18 protein-coding genes and 3 pseudogenes are annotated in these 24,234 nt (G+C 61.2%); 9 read left to right on the forward strand and 12 right to left on the reverse strand.

What is annotated here, in order from left to right:
* The first annotated feature begins 81 nt into the window (after positions 1-81).
* Positions 82-405: a hypothetical protein gene (locus E2E27_RS06605; protein ID WP_141458230.1), complete on the forward strand. Its 324-nt coding sequence runs from the start codon at positions 82-84 to the stop codon at positions 403-405.
* 66 nt (positions 406-471) lie between these two features.
* Positions 472-996: a hypothetical protein gene (locus E2E27_RS06610; protein WP_141458231.1), complete on the forward strand. Its 525-nt coding sequence runs from the start codon at positions 472-474 to the stop codon at positions 994-996.
* A 228-nt stretch (positions 997-1,224) separates the two neighbouring features.
* On the opposite strand, the gene E2E27_RS06615 is transcribed toward E2E27_RS06610, so the two are convergent.
* From E2E27_RS06615 to E2E27_RS06630, 4 genes are all read right to left on the reverse strand, one after another.
* Positions 1,225-2,334, reverse strand: a complete 1,110-nt coding sequence (locus E2E27_RS06615; RefSeq protein ID WP_234036220.1) for a HEPN domain-containing protein — start codon at positions 2,332-2,334, stop codon at positions 1,225-1,227.
* Between the two features lie 270 nt (positions 2,335-2,604).
* Positions 2,605-6,117, reverse strand: coding sequence for a class I SAM-dependent DNA methyltransferase (locus E2E27_RS06620; protein WP_234036221.1), 3,513 nt, complete (start codon positions 6,115-6,117; stop codon positions 2,605-2,607).
* A gap of 93 nt (positions 6,118-6,210) precedes the next feature.
* Entirely contained in the window at positions 6,211-6,951 is a 741-nt protein-coding gene (locus tag E2E27_RS06625; protein ID WP_181443611.1) for a WYL domain-containing protein, read from the reverse strand.
* Between the two features lie 104 nt (positions 6,952-7,055).
* On the reverse strand, positions 7,056-7,667 hold the full coding sequence (locus E2E27_RS06630) for a recombinase family protein (RefSeq protein ID WP_066525586.1): 612 nt from the start codon (positions 7,665-7,667) through the stop codon (positions 7,056-7,058).
* Positions 7,668-8,340: 673 nt separating this feature from the next.
* Here E2E27_RS06630 and E2E27_RS18700 point away from each other — a divergent pair.
* From E2E27_RS18700 to E2E27_RS06665, 7 genes and pseudogenes are all read left to right on the forward strand, one after another.
* A complete protein-coding gene (locus E2E27_RS18700; RefSeq protein WP_181443612.1) occupies positions 8,341-8,973 on the forward strand; it encodes an Ig-like domain-containing protein in 633 nt (210 codons plus the stop codon).
* A complete protein-coding gene (locus tag E2E27_RS06640; protein WP_141458233.1) occupies positions 8,970-9,467 on the forward strand; it encodes a hypothetical protein in 498 nt (165 codons plus the stop codon). Before E2E27_RS18700 ends, E2E27_RS06640 begins: the two co-directional genes overlap by 4 nt.
* Positions 9,468-9,508: 41 nt before the next feature.
* Entirely contained in the window at positions 9,509-13,720 is a 4,212-nt protein-coding gene (locus E2E27_RS06645) for an RHS repeat domain-containing protein (RefSeq protein WP_141458234.1), read from the forward strand.
* Between the two features lie 299 nt (positions 13,721-14,019).
* Positions 14,020-14,177 (forward strand): annotated as a pseudogene (locus E2E27_RS06650) (transposase); the annotation flags it as partial.
* Between the two features lie 71 nt (positions 14,178-14,248).
* A complete protein-coding gene (locus E2E27_RS06655; protein ID WP_141458235.1) occupies positions 14,249-15,328 on the forward strand; it encodes a transposase in 1,080 nt (359 codons plus the stop codon).
* Positions 15,329-15,465: 137 nt separating this feature from the next.
* Positions 15,466-15,603, forward strand: a pseudogene (locus E2E27_RS06660) (IS256 family transposase); the annotation flags it as partial.
* Between the two features lie 42 nt (positions 15,604-15,645).
* Positions 15,646-16,271 (forward strand): annotated as a pseudogene (locus tag E2E27_RS06665) (IS630 family transposase); the annotation flags it as partial.
* A gap of 49 nt (positions 16,272-16,320) precedes the next feature.
* Here the strand turns inward: E2E27_RS06665 and E2E27_RS06670 are convergent.
* The 8 genes from E2E27_RS06670 to E2E27_RS06705 all read right to left on the reverse strand — a co-directional run bounded on the left by E2E27_RS06670 (position 16,321) and on the right by E2E27_RS06705 (position 24,076).
* Positions 16,321-16,692: a TrbC/VirB2 family protein gene (locus E2E27_RS06670; RefSeq protein ID WP_141458236.1), complete on the reverse strand. Its 372-nt coding sequence runs from the start codon at positions 16,690-16,692 to the stop codon at positions 16,321-16,323.
* Between the two features lie 6 nt (positions 16,693-16,698).
* A complete protein-coding gene (virB11, locus tag E2E27_RS06675; protein WP_141458237.1) occupies positions 16,699-17,676 on the reverse strand; it encodes a P-type DNA transfer ATPase VirB11 in 978 nt (325 codons plus the stop codon).
* A gap of 9 nt (positions 17,677-17,685) precedes the next feature.
* Positions 17,686-18,183, reverse strand: coding sequence for a TrbI/VirB10 family protein (locus E2E27_RS19015; protein ID WP_234036222.1), 498 nt, complete (start codon positions 18,181-18,183; stop codon positions 17,686-17,688).
* Between the two features lie 578 nt (positions 18,184-18,761).
* Complete coding sequence (locus E2E27_RS06685) at positions 18,762-19,448, reverse strand: TrbG/VirB9 family P-type conjugative transfer protein (RefSeq protein WP_141458238.1); 687 nt, start codon at positions 19,446-19,448, stop codon at positions 18,762-18,764.
* A 35-nt stretch (positions 19,449-19,483) separates the two neighbouring features.
* Entirely contained in the window at positions 19,484-20,230 is a 747-nt protein-coding gene (locus E2E27_RS06690) for a VirB8 family type IV secretion system protein (RefSeq protein ID WP_141458239.1), read from the reverse strand.
* A complete protein-coding gene (locus E2E27_RS06695; RefSeq protein ID WP_141458240.1) occupies positions 20,230-21,435 on the reverse strand; it encodes a TrbL/VirB6 family protein in 1,206 nt (401 codons plus the stop codon). The genes E2E27_RS06690 and E2E27_RS06695 overlap by 1 nt, the downstream gene beginning before the upstream one ends.
* On the reverse strand, positions 21,435-23,810 hold the full coding sequence (locus E2E27_RS06700) for a VirB4 family type IV secretion/conjugal transfer ATPase (protein WP_141458241.1): 2,376 nt from the start codon (positions 23,808-23,810) through the stop codon (positions 21,435-21,437). Before E2E27_RS06700 ends, E2E27_RS06695 begins: the two co-directional genes overlap by 1 nt.
* Positions 23,789-24,076 (reverse strand): VirB3 family type IV secretion system protein, encoded by a 288-nt coding sequence (locus tag E2E27_RS06705; RefSeq protein ID WP_069310763.1) that lies wholly within the window; start codon positions 24,074-24,076, stop codon positions 23,789-23,791. The genes E2E27_RS06700 and E2E27_RS06705 overlap by 22 nt, the downstream gene beginning before the upstream one ends.
* Positions 24,077-24,234 lie beyond the last annotated feature (158 nt).

Here is a 24,234-nt window from a genome sequence, read left to right on the forward strand (position 1 = left end):
TATGCCCATGTGAACGTGTGAACATGTGGGCACCACCCCAAGGGCCGTGCACCGACAGCCCTTCAATGACAGGAGATACCCATGCGACTGTTCCAATGGTTGACCGGCCTGTTCACCAGCTCGAGCACCCCGCCATGCGCCCCCATCGACGAGGGGCCCAGAATCAACCCCGCCACCGGCCTTCCCATGATCACCCCCGGCATCGGCGGTGTCGATGTCGGTGGCAACCCCTTCGGCGTGAATCTGGACCGCCGGGACGACCACCACACTCACCACAGCCACAGCCACCACGACCATCATCACCGTCATGACCATCACCACCATGATTTCGGGTCGACCGGCAGCAGCTTCGATCACTGGTCGGGCACTGGCGCCGGCGGGTTCGATCACACGCGCAGCGATTGATGCCCGCCGCTCCCCAGTGCGCATGAACAGCACCGCCTCCCTCGTGCTTCAAACAAGGAAATCACCATGACCGACAAACATACCGCAAATGCCCAGCCTATCGCTGGATTGCCGCACCCCGGCCTCATCAGCCGCGCCCGGTTCTTCGCAAGCCGCCACCCGATCGCGGTCTCAGTTCCTCTGGCCGCCATCATTGCATTCGGGGTCGCAACCCTCGCCGCGTTCGTCCTCGGCGTCACGCCCGAACGCAGGGAGGTGTTCATCCCCGGTGTTGCTGCGATCAGCCTGACCGCGATCGGTGCAGTCATCTTCCCACTTGTCGCGCGCATGCACAGCATTGCCAGCGGCCGCGATATCGCCGCAGCTTTGGTCGCTGCAACCGACCGGGAACGGCCACACTTGCTCGCTGAGATCGAGGGGCGGCTCTCAAACCGATATTGGCGCGCGCCGATGACCGTATTCCAGCTTGCCATGATGTTCCGCGAGGTGCGGCAGCTCCATGGGGAGCGGGCCTATCGAAAGCAGCTGTGGGGACAAGCAGCACGGGCCGAGCAGAACAGGTCGATCGCGCAGCTGGCGCCGTTTCAGTGATTTCGGTTGGGAGGCGGGGTCGCATTTCACAATCCACGGGCGCGTTCCAAAAGCCTTATGCCTGTCTAGCTATTTCGCTAGAACTGGATAAATGTTCTAGGCATGTAAGGGCGGTCAAAGCGCGCTTGCCGAAAGTATCACGTCCCGGCAGCAACATGTGAATGCGGTTCAATGTACCTGGTCCGCGCATGAGGAAGCTTGGTTCGCCCGCGTTGTAGCACCCGACTCCTAGGCAGCGTGTTGCATTATTACCGCGTCAACGTGATGAACAATTTGATCGTAATAGCGCGCCAGATCCCGATTGGCAGCTTTCTCGTCACGCAGTCCCCTTTCACCGAGCAGCTTGGCTGCGCTGAGCAAAGTACTGCGAGCGAGGTGCGATCCAAGCCGAACGCCGTCGAAAACAATCTCTGATGTGGGCGAAACTGAACCGTGCACGAGCCTCGAACGTATATCATACGCTCTTCGGACTTCGTTTTGCCACCGATCCCGGCATTCAACAGTCGGTTCGTCCAGGCAGAGCGCAGCAACTCGCGATGACACGAGGCTTGCGATGTCATCCTTCTCGTCCGTCATCACCATCCGTTCAAGGGCGGTTACATATTTCACTGCCTTGGCGCCTTGGGACGGTTCTCTCACGGCTTCACCATACCACTGCATTGCATCGAGTAGCCTTTCGCTGAGCGGGCGCTGCAATGCCGGATTGACAGCTTGTTCGAGGGCGATGCCAAGGTTGGCGATGATTTCCTGGGCGTCCGCTCCGGAGAAGAGGTCCATCCAATCGTCATCGAAGCCGACGTTGCCCTGCCCACCGTAGGTAACCATGTAGGATAGGCTGCCATCAGCTTCGACGCTGAAGCCCGCTCTGCGATCATTCGCCAATCCCGGGCCACCCACCTGCATTTCTGTCGAGTGCCCCGCTCCGATCAGGACATGAAGACAGTTAAGTGCCGCCAAGGCAGCTCTGGCAGCTGTCATCTCTGAGATCTTCTTGTCACAGCCGATCACCTTCACTTCGGCGACCCATCCGAAATTGCGGTAGTATTCTATGGCCTGCGAGATCGAGCGCCGCGTCATCTGGTGGCCAAGCCGACGGTTTGATCGGATTGATGCTGCGAGGGCGCTCCGGAATGTTGACTGGTTCAGGAACCTGATCGGTCCGATCTCAAATGAGGCGGGGCTCTGTGGTGCCATGAGGTGGCAAGGGATAAAGTGTGTGATATCCTCGCAGCTTCTGCCGCATCGCCTCGCCGTTTCCGACAAAGCCCGATCGACATTCATGATGTCGATCGGACGCTTTTCGCGCAGGAACTTTCGAACCAAAATTTCGGCGAGCACCTTCCGCGCCGATGAAAGGGACACGCGCCGCTCCAAGTTGGCGCGCGCTAATGCTGTGCGCGTAAGAGACCCTAACCGGTCATATCCTGCGCGGCTGCAGAGCATTTTCCCGTTCGGCCAATTGTAGGTGGGGTGAGGGAGGTCGCAAAACGCGTCTTCACGGGGGAGCGAACTGAATTTCCCTTCCTTCACCAATTGGTTCAGGCGCGCGCATTCCTCAAAGATAAACGAAACGTCTGCGTGGAGTTGATCCTTCCTATTCGCCATAGCTCACGCCGCGTATCGTCCGTCCTTCAACCGCCTTGCCATGCCGATGCCGGCGAGCGCGTCCAGCACCGGGCGGACGGTGGCGGCGCGTTTGCCTTTGAAGGCTCGGGCGACATCCTGCGGCGCTAGGGGCGTGGCGGCGGCGGTGAGGATGGATTGGACGGCGCTGACCTGTTCGGGGAGCGAGCCGGGCCAGGGGATGACGTTGTCGGGCAGCGCGGCGGCTGTTTCGCCAAGGTCGAGCGCCTGGGTGACGGGGGCCTTGTAGTCCGGTGCCTGATATTCGGGACGCAGCCAGCGGATCAGGCCGCGGGCTTCCTCGGCGGCGCGCTCCTTGTTGAGGGCGACGAGGCGTGTGAGGATTTCCTCGTCGGATAGGTCAGCGGGCCAGCCATAAGCTTCGGCGACCAGCGCATCGATGGCGTCGTGGTGCTGGCGGATCAGGGTCACGAGCCCGCGATCATGCATGTCGCGCTCGGCATCGGTCAGCGCGCGGCCCTCCCGCAGCGCTTCGAGCACGTTGTAAAGCTTGGTGAGGGTCAGGTCCTCATGGCTTTCGAGCACCCGCTTGCGCAGCGCATCGAGCGCCTCGGCCTCGGCCCGGATCTTGTCTTTCAGCGGTTCGGGAACGTCAGCGGGGAATGGGCAAGGGTCGAAGCAGCGCGATTTCACGTACACAGGGTCATCGCCCATGCCGAGCCGCCCGCCGCTCGCTATCGCCCACGCCACATGTAGGCGGCTTGATAGGACACCCAATGCATATGCGTCGTCGAGGGCAATACAGGCCAGTTTGTTGTCGGGCAGGATCGACATCGGCAAAAACTGGAAAACCCGGTGCTTGGCCGTTTCGATGGTGGCGATGTACCTGCTTACCCCACGAAGAGCTTTACGCAGCTCTGAACGCTGCTCGCCAAACAACCACCAGTTGTCTCGATAGCTGGCGCGGTTGTTCTGGTCGCGATGGGGTTTTACGGTCGCCAGCACATGTTGGTACACCGTTGGATGCCGCTCACGCACCTCGGCTTCGCTCATCCCATAGAGGTCAATCACCTTCACACCGCGAGGGCGTGAGGCGAGGTCACGGCCATTTCGATAGTCAAAGATTACAGCAGATTCTTGGCCGTCAGTTCGAATCCTATTCGGGGAGGGGCAGTCAGGTAGCGCGGATGGCTGGGGCGGGAGGATTCGAACCTTCGCATGGCTGGCAGCCTCTTCCGGTGCCAAGATGAATCCATCGCCCATCAATTGAACGCCGCGCGACGCCAGTTTTTCATTAGCTCTGAGAGCGACTGTGGAAGTCACATCAGCCCCGATCCTCAGGTCGGAACTGATCTGGCCGACCCTCTCGGTGTAAACGAGATGATCGGGCGCGCCGCTTTCGTCGGCAACATTCCAGTGATAGCCCGCCGCCTTGCCCGGCGCGGCGACCGTCATGGCGATGCGCACGGCGGCTCCATCCTTCTCGTCCACCCAGGGGTGGTTCGGGATAGCGAACAGCAGGCTCACCCGGTCCTTGGCATCCAGATGCTTGGCAATCACCCGGCGGCTAAACACCTGCGTAATCGAATTGGTGGTGACGAAGCCGAACCGGCGCGTGCCTGACTTGCGCACGGCGGTTGCTGCCTTGTCCCACCAATGCATGACGAAATCAGCGCTCTCGGGCACGTCGGTGGTAGCGAATAGCGCCTTGAAATAGCCATCACCCAGACGGTCGCGCACATCCTTGCCGCCAATGAACGGCGGGTTGCCGACAATGAAATCCGCCTTTGGCCACTTCGTCGCGCGCGGTTTGACATAGCGGAATACGCTAACCTGTGCCGTTTCGTCGGGCACCAGCTTGCCGGTGACGGGGTGCTCCTTCATCGTTTCGCCGTCCCAGCGGGTGACCGGGTTTCCAGCCTCGTCCAGCTCCGCAACCTTCTCGTCCCACTCGATCAGGGCATCGCGGTTTTCGATGGTCTTGACGTCGCGCAGGATCGGCTCGGGCGGGGTGCGATCCGCGCCGTTCACCCGGAAATGCCATTGCAGGTAGCCGATCCACAGCACCAGCTGCGCAATCGCCGCGGCGCGCGGGTTGATCTCGATACCGAGGAAGTTTTCGGGCGTGATGGTGTGCCCGGTGAGCTCGGCGACATACTGGTCGTCACCGAGTTCGACCAGCAGATCGAGCACCTCGCCCTCCAGCTCCTTCATACGCGCCATGGCGACATAGAGGAAGTTGCCGGTGCCGCAGGCGGGATCGAGCACCCTGGTCTGGGCGAGCCGGGAATGGAACGCCTCGACAAAGGCCTTCGCCTCGTCCGCCTTGCCCTCTTCGATCAGGGTGGCAGCCGCGCCGCGCACCCCGTCCCAGTCGGCGCGCAGCGGTTCCATGATGGTCGGGCCGATCAGCCGCTCGACATAGGCGCGCGGCGTGTAATGGGCGCCGAGCTTGGCCCGCTCCTTGGGGTTGAGCGCGCGTTCGAGCAGGGTGCCGAAGATCGCGGGTTCAACCTCGGTCCAGACATGTTCGGCGGCCTGGATCAGCACCTCAAGCTCCTCCGCATCTAGGGGCAGGGCGGTGCGCTCCTTGAAGAGGTAGCCGTTGAACTTCCTGAGAGGCACGCCGAGCGCAGGCGAGAACTCGCCCTTGTCCATCGCCACCCAAAGCGCGGAAAGCTGGTGTTCGAGATGCTCCGGATGGGCGCGCTGGTTCTTGAGGAGCTGGGTGAAGCTGCCCTCGGGGATCAGCTTGCTGTCCTCGGCGAACATCGTGAACAACACGCGCATGAGGAAGCCGCTGGTGGTCTCGGCATCATAGCCGCGCTTTTCGAGGCGGCGGGCGACGGTGGCGAGCAGATCGGCGATGTCGCGGGTGACGCGGGCGGCGCGGGCGGTGGGATCGAGGCTCTTGGGATCGGTCCAGATGGCGCGCAGGCGGTCGCGCACATCCTCGTCGCGCAGGTCCTCCAGCATGATCCGGTAGCGCGCGCGGTCGGGGAACTGGGCGTACGCTTTGCCGGTACCGGTGAAGTCGGCGTAGACTTCGATGCAGTAACCGATATCGGCGACGAGCAGGAACGGCGGCCAGCCATGATCGACGGGGAGCGCCTTGGCGTAGCGTTCGGCCTGCCCCTTGGCCTGCACCATCGCCTTGGCCCACCCCGGCGTGCCGCGCCGGGCAGTGCCGCGGGCGACGCGGGTTTTGGCGGTCTGGCCGAAGATGTCGAGATCGTCCTCGCCCTTGTCGGCAGCCGCCCGGTCCGCCTCGCTGCCCTGCTTGGCTTCGAGGATGAAGCAGCCGCGCTTGTAGCAGTCGATCCGGCCGAAGCTGGTGGTGCCGTCGCCATTGTCCTGAAAGACGCGCCGCTCGAAGACGTAGTCGTTGGCGGTGTCGTCAGCCTTGGCGCCGCGCGGGGGATCGACGCCGAGGAGCCGGGCCAGCCCGTTGATGAAGGACTGGGTGTTTGCGAGTTCGCTGCCGCCGGTGCCGCGCCATTCGGCTATAAAGCTTTCAATTTGATCGGCTTCGAGCATGCGGCGTAGCATAAAGCACAGGCACCAACGGCAGGCAACGAATGTCGGATGAGCGCTCGAGCAGGTAAGGGGTAGGCGCGTAATCAGGCCTCGTCATACTGAACTTGGATCAGCCCCGTTTATGGGACGGAAGCGACCTCGCAAGCCGAAATGGTCAATTGATTTCAGCGTCTCGGTGAATGCAGCCTGATCGAAGCGACCACCCCTAATCCGACCGACTTCAGCCTGCCAGTTGAAGTTTATAACATCCGTGTTCAGAGCCAGAAAAGCCACCCCCGCCGCCTTGCCGTCGGTGAAGGAATCTGCCCAGACACCCCTGCTCAGGCTTCGTGCCGCAAATTCGAAGATGAAACGAAATCGCTCAGCTTTAGGAACGGAAACATCCATCATCTTTCGAACCAAGATCGAACAGGGTCTGCGGTAATCTCCCCAAGTCTTGGGATGAACGAAAAAGTCACTAACCTCGAGAACGGTGAGCGGATAGCTTACATATTTGCTCTCCCCTACAACTCGAGTGCTCAACATTCGATCCAATTTGAAAGTGCGTCTTTTCTGCCGGTAGTGGCAAAATGCCTCCAGATATGCCTGGCGGGAAAACATAAAAACGCTCTCAGCTGTGATCTGGCGCGTCTCAGGCTCTTGAAATTCTCTCTGATATTCTATTTCAAGTTCGCACTTACACGGGAACAGATCACGCCCAACTCTTGCTGATAATTGAAAGAGGAGGCTGAGTTCCCTTCGAATGATCTCTTCATTCCGTCGCTGGTAAACGGGTATCTTCGACTTTCCATCGAGTGCTCGTTGAGCGATCTCGAAGGCAATCGAATTCTCCATAAGGCTTCCTTTGTCAGCAGCAGTGTCGACCTCGGGACCGATCCCCATACGAACGCGCAGGCTAATCTATCGCAGCCGAGTGCATATGGCTGCATTATCTGCATTCAGTCGGCTTCATTTTGGGGCCCCTCAACGGTCGCCACGCTCTCCCCGCGCCGGATCGTCCGATAGACAGTCGGCCGAGAAACCTTGAACAGCTTCCCAAGGTCACTGATCGAGTATTCCCCGGTGGCGTGCATCTTGAGGAGCTCGCGCTGCTGGAGGTCGGACAGCTTGGGCGGCTTGCCGCGGAGCTTGCCCTTGTCCCGGGCGATCTTCATGCCCTCGCGGGTGCGCAGGCGGATGAGGTCGCTCTCGAACTCGGCGAAGGTGGCGAGGATGTTGAAGAACATCCGGCCTATTGGATCGTTGGGGTCGTAGACCTGCTTGCCCAGTGCGAGGCTCACGCCGCGCTTCTCCAGCTCATCGGCGATCGCGCGGGCGTCGGGCACCGATCGGGCGAGGCGATCCAGCTTGGGTACGACCAATGTCTCGCCCGCGCGGACCGCAGCCAGAGCCTGGGCGAGGCCGGGACGATCGCGGTTGCGGCCGGTCAGTCCGTGGTCGGTGTAGATGCGGTCCTCGGGCACCCCAAGCTCGATGAGCGCGCGGCGCTGGGCAGTGAGGTCCTGCTTGTCGGTCGAGCAGCGGGCATATCCGATGAGAGTGTCGGTCATGTGTAACGGATGAGGCCCCTGTGTGAGAAAATAAAGCGTACCACCTTAATGAGAGCGCGGGCAAGCCGGATTTGCGGAGGGCAGGGGGGTCTGACCTCTGGCGCCTGCAAAGTGTCCGGTGAGCGATCCGTTTCGGACGAGTGGCAGGTTTCACTAACAATAGAACTGGCGATGCCGTGCGCTTAAAGTCGGGCGCGACCCCTGCCAGCGGCATGCTCGTGAAGTCTGGGGTTCCTACAAATGGTCGCCCCGCGGCTGCATCGTCAGAATGGTCAAATGATGATTGATGAAAACTTTCGCCCCGGTGTCCGAAAACTTGAGTTGGGTTCATTGGTTCTCGGACAGCGAAACAGAATACGGTTTTGCGAGACTGAAGCAGCATTGATCGAAATCACCACCCGTGATTCGCCAAAGCTCCTGCAATCAACCATATGCGAGCGACGAGATCGACGCAGTCGAGTCCGATGCCTCTCATCAGAGAAGCCGACCACCCCACCCCTAAAGAAATTGTGTAGGTCTAGGAGCGGCCGCCCTCCCATTCCACAAAGCTCGGCACGGAATTTGTTGAGCTGCCGATGTTTTTTCTTGACTAACGGGCGGTTGAGCGATGATGTTTCCAGCAACTTAGTCACGTGCGGACGCTTGTTCCGCTGGCCTGGATCGGGGGTTCGGGATGAAGAAGGGGCGCTTCTTTACTGTCACCAGTATCTTTGGCTTGCTCGCCGTCAATTCTGCGGTGGCGATGGCTCAGAGCGAAACCAAGGCCCTTAAATATGACCCCCTGGGACGGTTGTCCTCTTCCGAGGTGTCCGGAGGGTTAGGTAATGGTGACACCCGCAAGCTCTGTTATGATGCGATGGGCAATCGCACGAGCTTTCAGATCCGAAATGACGGTTCGCTACCTGCCTGTATCGCACCGACACCTACCCCATCGCCAACTCCGACGCCAACCCCAACTCCGACGCCGACGCCAACCCCAGCGCCGACGCCGACCAACAGTCCGCCAGTGGCGCAGGACAACGGCACCTCGGGAAAATGTGGCGTCATAAGATTTGTAAACGTGACCGCCAATGACACCGATCCCGATGGCCATTATCCTTTGACGGTAACGGCCGTTACTCAGGATTACGGCGAAGCTGCGTTGCTATCATTCTCAGCGAGTACAATCGAGATTATGCTAGGTGGCGCTTATGACGCCTCATCATTTACCTACACGGTATCGGATGCACTCGGAGCGACCGACACAGCAGTGCTCACATCCGTGACCACGTCCTGCTCTGGTGGCGGGGGACTTCCGCCTCCGTGACGCGCATCCGTTCGTTGATCGCTGTAGCCCAATTTTTAAGGTGCGAGATGTCTCAGGGGAAATCTGTCGGCAAATGCCTGTCAGCAATGCTCGCTACGATCATGCTGGCCCAGCCGTCTATGGCTCAGCCAGATGCTGAGCAGGTCAGAGCCATTGACGCTGAACCAATCTGCATGGCTTCACCGTTTGGAGGAGTTGCCTCCAAAGACGCGATGAAAACAGACAGATCGTCTGTGATCGTGGTCGTGCGAGTATCGGTCCCTGACCTCGAGGCACGAGGATTCATACAAACAAACTGCGCTCAAAGCGGGCTGAAAACACCAACAGATCTTGGCGATTATCGCGACCAGGTTTGCAATCTGGCGGCGTATGGCAACGAAGCCGTTCAAGCTCAGATCTATGAAACGCTCGGGGAATATCCTGCTGTGCTTTGTGCATATGCCGAGAAAATCTCGGGTGCCTGGGACCGCCGATCAAAGGACGGTCAAAAATAATTATGAGTGATCTTTCGATCTAAAAATTCTGGGGGCGCGTCATGCAGGTCAGGCATTTTCTACTTTCCACTGCCGCGGTTCTGGTGCCCGCAATGCTGGTGCCCTCGCAGCTGGCTGCTCAGACAACGCTTGAAGCGCCGCCGATCCGCAGCGCGGTTGATGAGTTCGGTGTCGACCTCACAACCGGTAAAGTCATTATTCCTTCGGCCAGCGTGTCGGTGGGGGGCGCTGATGGGATCGCCTTTTCACGCACGCGGGTCAGCAATGGCTGGCGCCACAATTACATCATCACCGCCATCATCAAGCAGGGTCAGGCGACCGCTTCGGTCAACATCGGCGGCTCGCGGATGACATTCAATCTGGTCAGCGGGGTCTATCGTTCTGCGCAGGGCACCGGCGAAACGATTGTTCCGAACTTCACAACCGGTACGCACGTGTTCACTGCGCGGGACGGAACGCAGATCATTTTCAAGCGCTCCTATGTTGCGAATGGCGCCAGCTACTATGGACTGGTCGATGCTGTGGCCGAGACCATTGTCAGACCAGATGGTCACCGGACTACCCTGCATTACCACAACGATAGCTATCAATACTCGATCCCGGCTCTTTCGCTCGTGATAGATATCCCCATGCTCCGCTTGGAAGGTGTCTCAACCAATAACAGCTATTTGATCGAATTTCGCTACGCCACTGACACACTGAACTCCACGACCGTCAATGACTGGGAGCGGGTGCTCAAGGTCACGGCTGCCAATGGGGGCGTTGATGATTGTGACTTTACAAGTGCTGTCGATTGCCCGTTTTCGGTCGACTGGCCATCGCTCGGTTTTGTGCCAGCCACTGACAGCGCAGGTCAACCGATTGAGATCGTGATCGACAACCTCAACAGATCAAGTGCCTATCGTACTGATGCGTCTGGTCGCCTCACAGGCATCAAGGGGCCCAGCGACAGTTCATATGGTGTCGTCTACAATTATGACGCTAACAGCCGCGTCTCCAGCGTTGTCAGGGAAGGAACCTACACCCGCAACTACACCTGGACGGTCCTCGGTAATGGCAACTTGCAGGCTGTCGCAACCGACTCCTTGGGACGTACTCGGACGACGGTCGCCAACCCATCGCTGGGGGTACTTGTCTCTGATCGCAACGCGCTCAATCAGACCACCAGCTACGAGTACGACGCCAATGGCAGGCTAAGCGCCGTGCAGCGCCCCGAAGGCAATCGGACCCAGTATACCCGTGATGCTCGCGGGAACGTGACCACGGTCACGCAGAAAGCCAAGCCGGGCACGTTCCTTGCGGACATCATCTCGACGGCGACATTCCCCGCGAACTGCACGAACCCGGTGACCTGCAACAAGCCAACGGCGACAACCAGAGCCGGCGCTGAGACTACCAATTACACCTACGATCCTACCCATGGCGGGGTCACCCTCGTTGAAGCGCCCCCCGACCAGTCTGGCGCTCGCGCCGAGACGCGGATTGCTTATGTGGCACGCGTAGCGAAGATCATGACCCCATCCAACGTCCTCGTGGATCAGCCGACATCGATTGTCGTGCCGTCAAACATCAGGACCTGTCGGACGCAGGCGCAATGCACCGGGACTGCGAACGAGGGCAATGCTGACATTGCCTATGACGCGAACGTCTCCCCGAACCTCAATCCCACCACCATCACCACCCGCGCCGGCGACAGCAGTCTCGCCGCTTCGACGAACTACACATATTCCACGCTGGGCAAGGTGGCGACGATCGATGGGCCGCTGCCTGGCAGCGATGACACGACCGTCTACCGCTATGATGTCGCAGGCCAGATTACGGGGGTGATCTCCCCCGATCCCGACGGCGCTGGTTCTTTGCCGCGCCTCGCCACGCGCACCACCTACAACAACAATGGCCAAGTGACGCTGGTCGAGAACGGTCAGATGCCGGGCACCAGCCCGGCCGACTGGAACAGCTTTTCTGCCCGCACCAGATTGGCGAACACCTACGACAATTTCGACCGGCTCGCTTCCAGCAGCCAGATCTCGACCGATGGCGCAACGCGGTACTCGATCACGCAGTACAGCTACGATGCAGCCGGGCGGCTCGACTGCACCGCCGTCCGGATGAACCTGACGAGCGCTACTGCGTCTCTGCCGTCAGATGTCTGCGTGAAGATGACCCCGGCGGCGGATGGCGAGGACCGGATCACGCGTCGCTACTACGACACCGCAGACAGGGCCACGCAGGTCTGGTCGGCTGTCGATACCGGGCTCGCCCAGCAAACCGCCGAGATGGCCTACAACGCCAACGGGACGGTCGCGTGGGTTGAGGATGCCAACAATAATCGCACGATCTATGTATATGACGGGCACGATCGGACGCGGCGGATCAACTATCCCTATCAAGATACCCCGGGGGTCTCCAACCCAGGCGATTACGAGGAGATCACCTACGATACGGCAAACAACGTCTCGCAGTTCCGCACGCGGCGCGGTGAGACGATCTCGCTAGCCTACGATAACCGCCGCTTGCTGACCCAGAAAACGATTCCCGAACGTGCGGGGCTTGACCCGCTGCACACCCGCGACGTCACTTACAAGTACGACCTCTATGGATCGCTGACCGAAGCCGCATACGACAGCTCGAACCGGATCGTCGTGAGCTACGATGCGTTTGGGCGCCCCGTCGGCAGCACGCAGATTATGGACGGCGTATCGCGGCCGATTTCCTACCTCTACGATGTTGCTGGACGGCAGACCCGGATCACGCATCCCGACAGCGCATGGTGGGCGTACGAATACGATACTGTCGGTCGCCTCGTACGGATCCGCGACGATGACGGGATCGAGCTTGTCACCAACGTCTATGACACCTGGGGGCGGCTCGAGCGGATGAACCGCGACAGCAGCGCGCCCGATAGCCTGATGTTCTACGACAATGCGAACCGGCTAGACCGTATCTTCGTTGATCACCCGAGCAGCAGCTACGATGTCAATCGGACCTTTAGCTACAACCAGACCAATCAGGCGAAGAGCGAGGCGACCGATAACCAGCTTTATGTCTGGAATGCCCAGCCAGCGGGCAGTCTCGACACCCCCTATGTACCCGATGGACTGAACCAGTACGACAGTGTCAACGGCGTGACCTATGTTCACGATGCCAGCGGCAACCTGACCTCTGATGGCGCCACCACCTACACCTATGATGTCGAAAATAGGCTCGTCAGCGCTTCCGGCGCCAAGACGGCGGGGCTACGCTATGATCCTCTCGGCCGGCTCTACCAGATCACCAATGAGTCTGGCGGCATCACCCGCTTGCTGTATGATGCCGATGCGTTGGTTGGCGAGTTCAACCCCAGCGGCACGATGCTCAATCGCTACGTGCACGGGCTTGGCGCGGGAGACGATCCGATGATCCGCTATGCGGGATCAAATGCTGGACGCAGCGCCGCTGAGTATCTCTATGCGGATCGGCTCGGATCAATCGTGGCCAGTTTCGATTGGGGCGGCTCGGTCAAAGCGATCAATACCTACGATGAATTCGGTCGGCCCGGAATCCCAGGCGGCACAGCGAACACCGGGCGGTTCCGCTACACCGGGCAGATCTGGATCCTTGAGCTGGGGCAGTATCATTACAAGGCCCGTGCCTACTCGCCCACTCTCGGCCGGTTCATGCAGACCGACCCGATCAGGTATGGTGACGGACTTAATATGTATGCCTATGTCGGGAATGACCCAATAAACCGGTTCGATCCGACTGGCTTGGATTTCTGCGACATGAAGGAGGGTAAATCAAAAGAGCAAGAGGATTGCGAGAGAAACGGAGGAGTTTGGGTTGCTGAAGGCGCTGAGATAAATGTCACAATAGATACATATACACTGTCAGTTCCTTATGGAGGATTATCGAGTTCGTTTGGTGGCGTAAGTCTAAGAAGACCAGGAGTTTTCATTGGCCGGGACGAAAAAACCAAAAAGCCCATTCGAGTAGAAATTGTTGAAAGGGATCGGTTGAATAATTCGAGTCAACGATTCCAACCCATTGTTACAGTCGATCTTCGATCGACTGATCAGAAGGTTTGCGATGCAGCTACGGGTGTGCAAAGAGTAGGAAACGGGATGATGGCTGCAGGGGTAGTTGTCTTCTGGGGGGGCATGGGACTCACTCCATTGTTTCCAGATGGAGAAATTGCCGGACCAGTGATTGCTGGCGCCGGAGGAGTTGTATACTTGGGCAGCGAAGTCGTAAAAATGTTAGCAGATTGCGAATGATGGGGGGTATATGAAAAAAAAATTATACCTGACAGCGGCGGCATGCCTCATCTTGTTCCTTGTCGTTATCTTTGATTTTCTTAATGACCGGATGGATCGAGAGACTCTGTTTCACATGACGGTATTCGCAGTATTTTTACTATTTTTTATAGTTCAATACAAATCGCAAAGAAATGAAAAGAGATAGAAAATAGCCGTGGTTTAAAAATGACGCTTTTGTTAAATTTTGGAAATCCAAAATAAGAAGCTTGCTATTTTAGAGCGTTTTTCCACGTTCTGACCCAAGGGGAATTCCTTTGCGGGTATGGGCTGAAGTAATCCCGTTCTTTGCCTTGTCGGAGGAAGTGCGCCGGATCGTCTACACCACCAACGCGATCGAGGCGCTGAACTCGAAGCTTCGGCGGGCCGTCAGGGCCAGGGGGCACACTTCCGCAACGATGAGGCTGCAACCGAGCTGGACACCCGTAAAAACCCCTCGCGTTGAGGCCGTTCCTTTGATTCACTCCGGGCATTGGACGGAGAGGTTTGATGCACCCACGCAGCCTGTTTTCGCTGGCGGAGCACTTGGAGCGGCTGAGCAATGACGGCGATCCGCTGGAGTTTTTGACTGGCACGGTGGAATTCGAGCGTTTCCGGCCGCTTTTGACCCACGGACTCGGCTACAGTGACGGCGCCAAGGGCGGCCGCCCAGCCTTCGATCCTGTGGCGATGTTCAAGGTGCTGGTGGTTCAGGCGCAGCATAATCTGTCGGATGCGCGCATGGAGTTCATGATCCGGGATCGCTTGAGCTGGATGCGCTTCTTCGGCTTCGACCTTGGCGGCGCGATGCCCGACGAGAACACCATCCCCCATTATCGCAACCGGCTGACCGAGAGCGGCACGCTCGATGCGCTGATGCAGGCGTTCGAACAACAACTGCGTGAGGAAGGATGCCTGGCGATGGGTGGCCAGATCGTCGATGCCACGCTGGTGCCCGCGCCCAAGCAGCGCAACACCGAGGATGAGAAGGCCGCGATCAAAGCCGGCAAGTCAGCCCGGCAGATCTGGCGCGGCAAGCCGAACAAGGCGCAACAAAAGGATGTCGATGCGCGCTGGACCGTGAAGATTGGCGGCAAAGTTCGCTATCGTCCCGACGGCACCCCGCTGCCACAGATCGCCACGCCGGTGTTTGGCTACGAGACGCATATCAGCATCGATCGGCGGTTTGGGTTCATCCGCAAGGCAGCGGTGACCTCGGCCGCCGACAGCGACGGACGGCAGTTGCAGCGGGTAATCGGCACCGCCAACACCGTCGGCGATGTCTGGGCCGACAGCGCCTATCGCAGCAGCGAGAACGAGGCATGGTTGAAGGCCAATATGCTGAACAGCCGCATCCATCGCAGGAAGCCCAAGGGCAGGTCGATGCCCGAGCACCTGGCGCGCGTCAATGCGGCAAAGTCAGCGATCCGGGCCCGCCTCGAGCATGTCTTCGCGCATCAGAAGAACCGCTATGGCCTGTTCATCCGCACCATCGGCATTGCCCGTGCGCGGGCCAAACTCACGCTCGCCAATCTGGCCTACAACTTCAACCGGCTCATCTTCCACGAACGGTGTGCAGCAACGGGATAGGTGCGCCTAAAATGCGCGGATGCGGCTGAAAGGCTGACAAAAAGGCATCGAAGCGATGCCCACCAGCCCGATCAAATCGCGCCGCTGACCTCGCCAAACACCGCACGGATCAGCGCGTCGCCTAAATTACGGTTATTGCGGGTGTCCAACTGCTCTATCTGATCTTGAACCGCTCGGAAAAAGAGTGGAGAATGCAGCCACGTGAGTGGTCCATGGCCAAGGCCCAGTTCGCCGTTCTGTTCGGCGAACGGTTCATCAAAGCTATGGCAGCGTAATGTTCAACCGCCCGCCCACACACGGAAATCCTGACAGTCCCCTCCGCGCGCCCGCGTCACCGTGGGCAGAAGGACCAGGACATCGCCATTTTTAAAAAGGCTTCGCTGCCCGTCTGGCGCAAGTCCGCAACCGCCTGCCCGAAGGAACGCCCATAGAGCTGTGGTGGCAGGACGAAGCCAGGATCGGGCAGCAGACCAAGCTCACCCGGCGCTGGGCCAGGCGCGGGACGCTTCCTTCGGCTCCCCCAGATCAGCGGCGCTCCTCGGCCTGGATCTTTGGCGCGATCTGCCCTGCTGAAGGCGAGGCTGCAGGCATCGTCATGCCCCGCTGCAACAGCGAGGCGATGAGCATGCATCTGGAAGAGATCGCGTTCCACGTGGCGCCCGGTGCCCATGCCGTTGTCATCCTCGATCAGGCCGGATGGCACGGGTCTGCCGAATTGGTCGTGCCGTCCAACATCACCCTGTTGCCGCTGCCGCCGCGATGCCCCGAACTCAACCCGGTCGAGAACGTCTGGCAGTTCATGCGCGTTAACTGGCTGTCGAACCGCATCTTCCAATCCTACGACGACATCGTCGACCACTGCTGTTTTGCCTAGAACAACCTCGTCAATCAGCCATGGCGTATCATGTCCATCGGCATGCGCCAGTGGTCGCATGGGTCCTGATCAATGCGCCTTGGTATTACACTAAGGTCTTGAATGAATTGAATTCAGATCACCAATCGTCGCGCACAGAGGCTTGCGCATAAGGATTATAGCTTGCCTCTGGCAGTTCTTGTCGCAGCGTCGATCTCACATTCGGATGCAGGACGGTTAGTTGGGCATTGAAAGGCGATATTGCGAATTCGAGCATGCCTGCCGCAATCACTGGCGCACCCAGCAGCACAAAACATCCGACCACGATCTGCGCGCCCTCGCGCAGCGGCAGCCGCCCGGTCAGCATCAGCGCCCCGATAAACGCCACCGCGATTATGCAGACCCCCAGCGCAATCTCACCCAGCATCACACTCTCGATCCAACGGGCAGACTCCACCATCGGTGCCCCACCGCCAGCCTCCAACAGGCTCTGCTGCACCACCAGCGCCACCGCCTGCTACTCCGCCACCAGCACGCGGCTGACCCGCCGCTTTCCGTCGCGTCGCTCAAGCTGCACGAACACATCGACACTCTCGCGCACATAGTGCCGCACATCGTCGCGGTTGAGCTTCGATCCGGCCTGCAAAACCAGCAACGCAAGCTGCTCGATCGCGCGTTGCGGCGTGTCGGCGTGAATCGTGGTCATCGATCCCGGGTGCCCGGTGTTGACCGCACGCAGGAAGGTAAACGCCTCAACCCCGCGCAGCTCGCCAAGGATGATACGGTCCGGACGCATCCGCAGCGCGGCGATCAGCAGGTCCTCGGCGCTGATCCGCGCCTCACTCAGTTCCCCGCGCGCCGCGATCAGCCCGACCGCATTGGGGTGGCGCAGATGCAGCTCGGCAGTGTCCTCGATCAGGATCAGCCGCTCCTCATCCGGGATCTCGGCGAGGAGGGCATTGAGGAAGGTAGTCTTGCCGGTCGAGGTACCCCCCGCCACAAGGACATTGCGCCGCTCCCGCACCGCCTCACCCAGATGCCGCGCCGCCTCACGACCGGATAGTGCGCGGAACCGCCGCTCGTCAGCGAACTCGGTATGGCCGACCTCAACATTGGCAAAGGCGTCTGCCTCCTCCCAGTCCGCCAGCGACAGGTCCGCCGACACATGCCGCCGAATAGCAAGGGTATAGCCCTCGCGCGTGGCGGGCGGCGCAGCAATCTGTACCCGCGAACCGTCCGGTAGCGTCGCCGCGAGGAGTGGCTGCGCGCGGCTGATCCCCTGCGATGAAAACGCCGCGATCTGGCGGGCAAGTCGCTCCAGCAGTGCAGGCGTAAGCGCAGCCTCCTCGAGCCGCTCGATCCCGCCACCAAGGCTTTCGAGCCAGACCTCACCCGGCCGGTTGATCCAGATGTCGGTCACACCCGGCCGCTCCAGAAACGGCGCGAGTGGCGCAAGGAAGCTGTCAAGATAGTAGCCTGCCTCAGTGGTGGTCACGGCCTCACCTCAACGGTCCACGGTCGAGAAGTCGAGGTCTCGCGCAACGAACACCGACACGCTGGTGCCGTGCTTCACCTTGAGCGTGGGCTGGGTCTGCTGCGGTTCGGTGACCCGCACGTTCTGGGTGCTGCCGGGCAGGGCCACGATCACGCCGTCGGTCGCCCGGTTGACCGCAATGCCTACGCCAATGTCGAGCACAGATTGCAGCAGCGCACCCCCAAAACGCTGCAGGAACTTGGTGTCGACCTTGCCCCTGATGCCCGCCCGGCCGAGCGGATCGGAGGAGGGGGAATCCAGCGCGATGGTCACCCCATCCGGACGGATCAGCCGGGTCCAGCGTACGAGCGCGCGGTTCTGACCGGGCTGGAGGCTGGCCTCGTATTCGCCGTAGAGACGACTACCGCGCGGGATCAGGATGCGGCTGCCATCGAACCCGGAAACATCGCGCTGCACCAGCGCTCGCACGCCGCCCGCCCCAGTAGAATCGAGCGCGGTTTCGAGCACGGCGGGGATAACCGTTCCTTGGGGTATGGTTAGCGATGGATTGAGGAACCGCTCGGCGGTCACACGGGAGCTGCCCTCCTCGCCGCGCGTTGCCTGCTGCGGGGTTGGGGGAGGCGCGGTGCGATTGTCAAATACCACGCGTGGCGGTTGAGGCTGGAGCTGGGCCGGCGGCAGTGGCTCGGATGCAATTGGCGGCGAGGGTCTGGATGGCGCGGGCGCCTGCGGCCGGAACTGCGGTGCAGGCGGCGAAACCCGCCTGCCAGTCTGCTGTCTAGGCTCAGATACGAGCGCAGGCCGCAGATCAGCGCGTGGATCACTGGCGAACCGGTCAGGTATGGCGAGCGGCGGGGGTGATGCGATCCTGACAGGGTCACCCGCCCCCGGCTGCAACACCGACGGCGCCTGCGCAGCGTCCCGCGAGGCATTCAGCGCGCTGAACAGGACGCCCCCGCCCGCGGCCAACACCACAAGAAACGCCCACATTCCCATGTTTCCGCTGCTGCCGGTAGGAATGACGGGCCGTACATCGGCGGGCTCGTAGCCGTTGGCGCTGTCACTTGCAGGATTGCCCGCGATGCTCATCCCTGGCTGCTCGCCTGCGGATCAGCGCGAGCGCTGCGGATTGCGGTTGCCCTGGCCTTGTCGATCCGGAACACCAGCTCCTGATGTACCCGGTCTATGATGAAGAGCCCATCGCGCATGTAACCGTCGACCACCTCTTCCTCACCGGTCGGCCCGATCGCGAATACCGCGGGCAGGGCCTGTCCCGGCGCATACTCAATCACGGTCTTCGCCCCATTGTCGCGGATCGAGGCAGGGCGAACCGAGCGGTCCCCGCGCAGCCGATAGGTCCAATCGAGATTCTCAAGGCTTTCTGAAGAGCCAGCGACCTGTTGCTGATGAGTGGGTTGCGCCGCACCGAACTGAAGTCGCACCATATAGGCCGCCTGAAGGCCGTCGCCGGTCTCCAGCAGGAAGCTGTAGGCGCGTCGGTCGGTCTCAACCGAAAGGCTGGCAGGCACTGCGCCTGGACCGGGTGTGACCTGGAAGCTGTCCGTTTCCGCCGATACTGCCACTTGCCATGCCGGACTGCCGCTGAGCGTGGCACGCTGGATCCGCTCACCGGGCTCGAGCATGACCGTAAGCGCCGTTTGTGGGAGAGCGGTGAGCACGAGGGGCTCGCCGGGACGCCACTGGGCGCTCTGGATACGCGGCGTCTCGGGACCGGGCGTGGGGAACACCTGCGCCATAAGCGGCGCACCCATTCCCAGCAGAGCCGCTGTAATGAACGGTCGCGCGATCACGGTGCCGGACTCCGCGTCTGATTCAGCTCTACGCCGTTGACGATGCCTTCCTCCGGCAGGGTTTCCGCATCGCGCCGGTAGGAGGTGACCTGGAACCCCAGCGGGTTCACATAGCGATCAGCCTCGCTCATTTCGGCGTTGCTGAAGCTGAAGTTCACGATTGCAACCCAGTGCTGTGCAGGTTGCGGCGCAGCGCCCTGATCAACCTGCGTGGTCAGGAACCGGACCAGCGCACGACCTTCGCCTAGCGTCGAGACGCTTTTCACCTGCGTGCGGATCGCAGAACCTTTGGGGAGGGCAGAGAGGGGGCTGGCGGGGTTCGCAGCGTTCATCGTGCGCTGATAGGCTTCGCGGACCCTCCCGTCGGACCACAGCGATACCTTGCGATAGTCGTCCTGCAGGGTGGGCACAGCAAAGCTCTCGCGCGCGATCACATATTGAACGAGGAAGGAGCGTGTAAGCGCGGCATCGGCGCTGACCACCTGCGCATCGAGCGGGGCGAGCGCCTCAACATTGCCGGTCTGGCGGTCAACCAGAAGGGTGTAAGGCTCGACCGTCTTGAGGGGCACGAGGAACACCAGGGCTACTGCTTCGAGCAGTGCGACAATGGCTGCAATAATCGCCACAATCCACGCACGGCGGCTCGATCGCTCGAGGTCCTCGGTGACGCTCATCGCCCAGCTCGCGGCAACGGGCAGATCGGTCAGATCCTCGCTGAAATCCTGTTCGGGGCGTGCATTCATCAGCTGCGATCCCTTGCCTGACCGGCGCGCGAGGTGCGCAGGCTTGTGCGGCGGTATGAGCTGCCCAGCCTAGGCGCGCTTCCATCAATCATCGGCCCACCACCTGTCGACCCTTGGCCCCCGTCGTTCCTACCGGTCGATGTGATCCGGGCGAAGCGGTCGCTGGTGAGCGTCTGCTCCCGCCGGATGACGGTTTCAACGGCATTGCTGACCTGCTCGGCGCGATTGAACGATACCTCACCCGTCAACCCGCGCCCCGAAACCACCGGCTGCGGAACGATCTGCGCTTCCGGAATGCGCGGCCAGTCGGGCAGGGTCAGCCACCCACGGGTGAACACCACCCGCCCGAGCAGCCAGATCATCATCAACTGCACGATCGCGAATGCCAGCATGACCGCGAACAGCTCGGTCGGGGCTGCCGGGATGGCATAGCCCAGCGAGCGCACTCTGAGGGCATCGGCAAGCCAAGGCTCGATGATTGCCAATTCGACCGACAGGACAATGGCGGTACCGACCGAACCGGCCATGGTCAGCACCAGTCCCCTGATCCACCCGGCGACCAGACCGCGTGTCCAGGGGAAAAACCAGAGCCCGGCGACCAGCGGTGTGAGCGCCAGCAGCAGTCCCGCTGCAATTCGAAGCAGCGCCAGTGCTCCGATCGTTCCGGCAAGGAACAGAAGCCGCGCCGATCCGAACGCGGTGTCGTCTGCGATGGCCGATCCCTCGAAGGTCCCGCCCGGCGCATCCCTGTCGATCAGCGCGCCGAGATTGCGGCCAGCACCAACCTCGGTGAGTCGCACGATGGCATTGTCCGCGCGCTGCAGCCGCTGTGCCATACCCTCACCGGGCCGCTCGTTCCCGCTCGCTCCGCTTATTGCTGTCGCGATCTCAGCCGGGCCCTTGAGGGTAACGTCGTAGACGACCGTGCGGAAGGCAGGCCAGGAGAAGGCCAGCATCAGCACAATCCCGATTTTCAGCACATCGAACACGAGGTCGCGCGCACCGGGCGACGGCCCGAACAGCAGGCGGATCCCGAACAGCGCGATGAACAGCGTGAGCAGGCTCGTCATCAGAACCGAGGCCGTGGAGCCGGGCTGACCAAGCGCGAGATAGCCATAGGAACCGATCACCTGCGCCTGACAGTCGATATGCGCGAGCACGCGCAGCAGGAAGCTGTCGCCGGTTATGATGGCAGGGCAGGCCATCAGGCGGCCTTCTCGAGCAGGAGGTGGAGCCAGTTGGCAGGATCAGGCCCAGTGTGGGTCACCAGCTCGTCGAACATCCGCACGGTCGCCTCGCGGCCCGACAGGATCGTGAGAATATCGCTCTCGCCCGACAGATCGAGCCGCGCGACCACGCTCTCACGGCCGTGGCGGATCAGAAAACAGTGCGAGCTGTCAGGGAGCGTGCGCACCAGATCGAATTCGTGGCGGCTGAGGCCGAACCCGTTGATATAGTCCTCGGCCCGGGCCTTGGGGTTGATCATGAAGATCTGGGTCGCGGCTTGCTCAATGATCGCGCTCGCGATCCTGCTCTCGAGTGCGTCGGATGCACTCTGGGTCGCAAAGCCAACCACGCCGTTCCTCTTGCGGATGGTCTTTTCCCAGTCCTTGATCCGGCGCACGAAGATCTCGTCATCGAGTGCCTTCCAGCCCTCGTCGATCACGATGATCGCCGGCGTCCCGTCGAGCCGCTGCTCGACCCGGTGGAAGAAGTAGAACATCGCCGGGGTGCGGCAGGTCGGATCATCGAGGATCGCGGTCATGTCGAACCCGACCGTGTCTGCGGCAAGATCGGTGAGGTCGCGCTCGTTGTCGAACAGCCATGCCCGCTCGCCTTCTCCCCACCAGGGGCGCAGACGGGCGTGGAGATCATCGGGCTCTGGCCGCGCGCCGCCCCGGAACAGCTCGACCAGATAGCGCAGCCGCCGGCGCGGAGCGGGCTGGGCATAGCTGGTGTCGATCGCATCGCGGATCTGGTCGAGCTCGGCGCTGGTCGCGCCGCCCGCAAGGAGCGTCAGCCACTCGATCAGGAACTGGCGGTTCGCGGGCGTGTCCTCGAGCTGGAGCGGGTTGAGGCCCGAGGGCGCATCGGGCCGCAGCCGGTCGTACTGTCCGCCGATGGCACGGATGAAGAGCTCCGCCCCGCGATCCTTGTCGAAGAAAATGATGCGCGGGTTGAACCGCCGTGCCTGCGCCAGCAGGAAATTGAGCACCACCGTCTTGCCCGAGCCCGAGGGGCCAATGACGGTGAAGTTGCCGAGATCGGCCCGGTGGAAGTTGAAGAAGTAGGGGCCCGCCGCCGTGGTCTCGAACAGGGTCACCGCCTCGCCCCAGTGGTTGCCTTGGGCCTGCCCCACAGGGAAGTTGTGGAGGCTGGCGAGCCCGGCATAGTTCGTGGTCGAGACCAACCCGCGTCTGCCGATATAGCGGAAGTTGCCGGGGAACTGCGCCCAGAAGGCAGGCTCCAGTGCGATATCCTCGCGCACCGCATTGATCCCGAGATCGGCGAGGAGCGCGATCACTTCGGCGACATTGTTTTCGAGGCTTGCAAGGTCGTCAGCATGCACCGCGATCGAGGTGTGATGCTCCCCGAACCCTGCGCGCCCTGCCGCAACCTCGTCCTTGGCCCAGGTGAGCTCGTCACGCAGCGACAGCGCCTCGTCCTCTGCCGAGCGCATCCGGCGCAGCGCGAGGTTCATCTGACCGAGCGCGGCGGCGCGTTCCACCATGGCAAAGCTCTGGGTGACGTGTAGCTCGAATGGCAGGCGGTACAGCTCGTCGAACATGCCGGGAAAGGTCGCGCCCGGATAATCCTTGATCGAGACCATCGCCACGAACCGGCGCGCAAGCGGGCCTGCCGGTCCCAGCTCGACACAATCCTGCCCGAAGCTCACCCGCCGCGCCGGTATGAAATGCCCCAGGTCGCCATAGGGCAGCGCCACCGGGCGCAGGTCGGCATTGAACAGGCAGGACAGGAACTCGAGAAGTTCGGAGCGCTTGCCATCGGGCGTATCGTAGATACTGAGGACCTGCGGCTCATAGGCGCCTAACGAGGCCATCAGCGCCTCGCGCGCACGGTCAAGCGCGTGCTTTTCCGCAGCAATCTGCCCGGCATTGCGCTTCGACTTGCCCGTCAGAAGCCCGCGCATCCGATCCGCAATCCCGATCCGGCCCTGCAATGGGCGGCGGATGATGGTGAGGAACAGCTCATTGACATAAAGCTGCTTGCCGCCGAGCCGCTCCTGCCAACGCGCATCGAGCCGGGCCGAGAAATCGTCGGCGGTCACCGGGCGCAGCGTCGCCTCGGCGCGGCGCCGCACAACGTGGTGGTAGATCGCGAAACGCGAGGAGCCAAGCGTGCGCAGCATCGCATCGCGTAAGGTAGCGCGGTAGTTGAGTTCGGTGCTGTCGGCGGTCTCGAACAGCAGCCCGCCGAGGCGAATCGTCTGCATCAGCAGCCCGTCGCGGGTCTGGATGGTCACATCGTCGATGTGCCGCGCATAGGGCAGGTGCGCGCCGGCCGGCGCCTCGCGCGCGGCTACCTTGGGATCACGCGTCAGGGGCGGTAGGAATTGCATCGCCAGATCGCATGATTGCGCACGCGCGGGCAGTTGCGCACCCGCGTGATCCAGAGGTCGAAGATGCGCGGTTCCTCAAGGCAGGCCAGCATGCCAATACCGTGGATCACCAGCGCCGCCAGCAACACCCACCAGGCGCGGAAGATCAAGAACAGCTCGACGCTGACAATCGCATTGATCACGAAGAAGGTGTAGGTGACGCCGGCGAACATCTGCGGACGCGTGAGCGCTACGAACAGCGTATCCCGGCGAAGCTCCTCGGACATTGCGAATCCCCCACACTATGGCGGCAAGTCTCTATCATCATGAGCAAAATGCAAGGCTGTAACGATGGCCATCGCAGTAACCCTGCCTGCTTGTGCTTTCGGTCATTGCCACCCTCGTCGGGGAGCTTCGCGCTAACTCGTGCGGCTAGGAGCGCTCC

This window comes from Porphyrobacter sp. YT40 (assembly GCF_006542605.1).
Taxonomy (GTDB): domain Bacteria; phylum Pseudomonadota; class Alphaproteobacteria; order Sphingomonadales; family Sphingomonadaceae; genus Erythrobacter.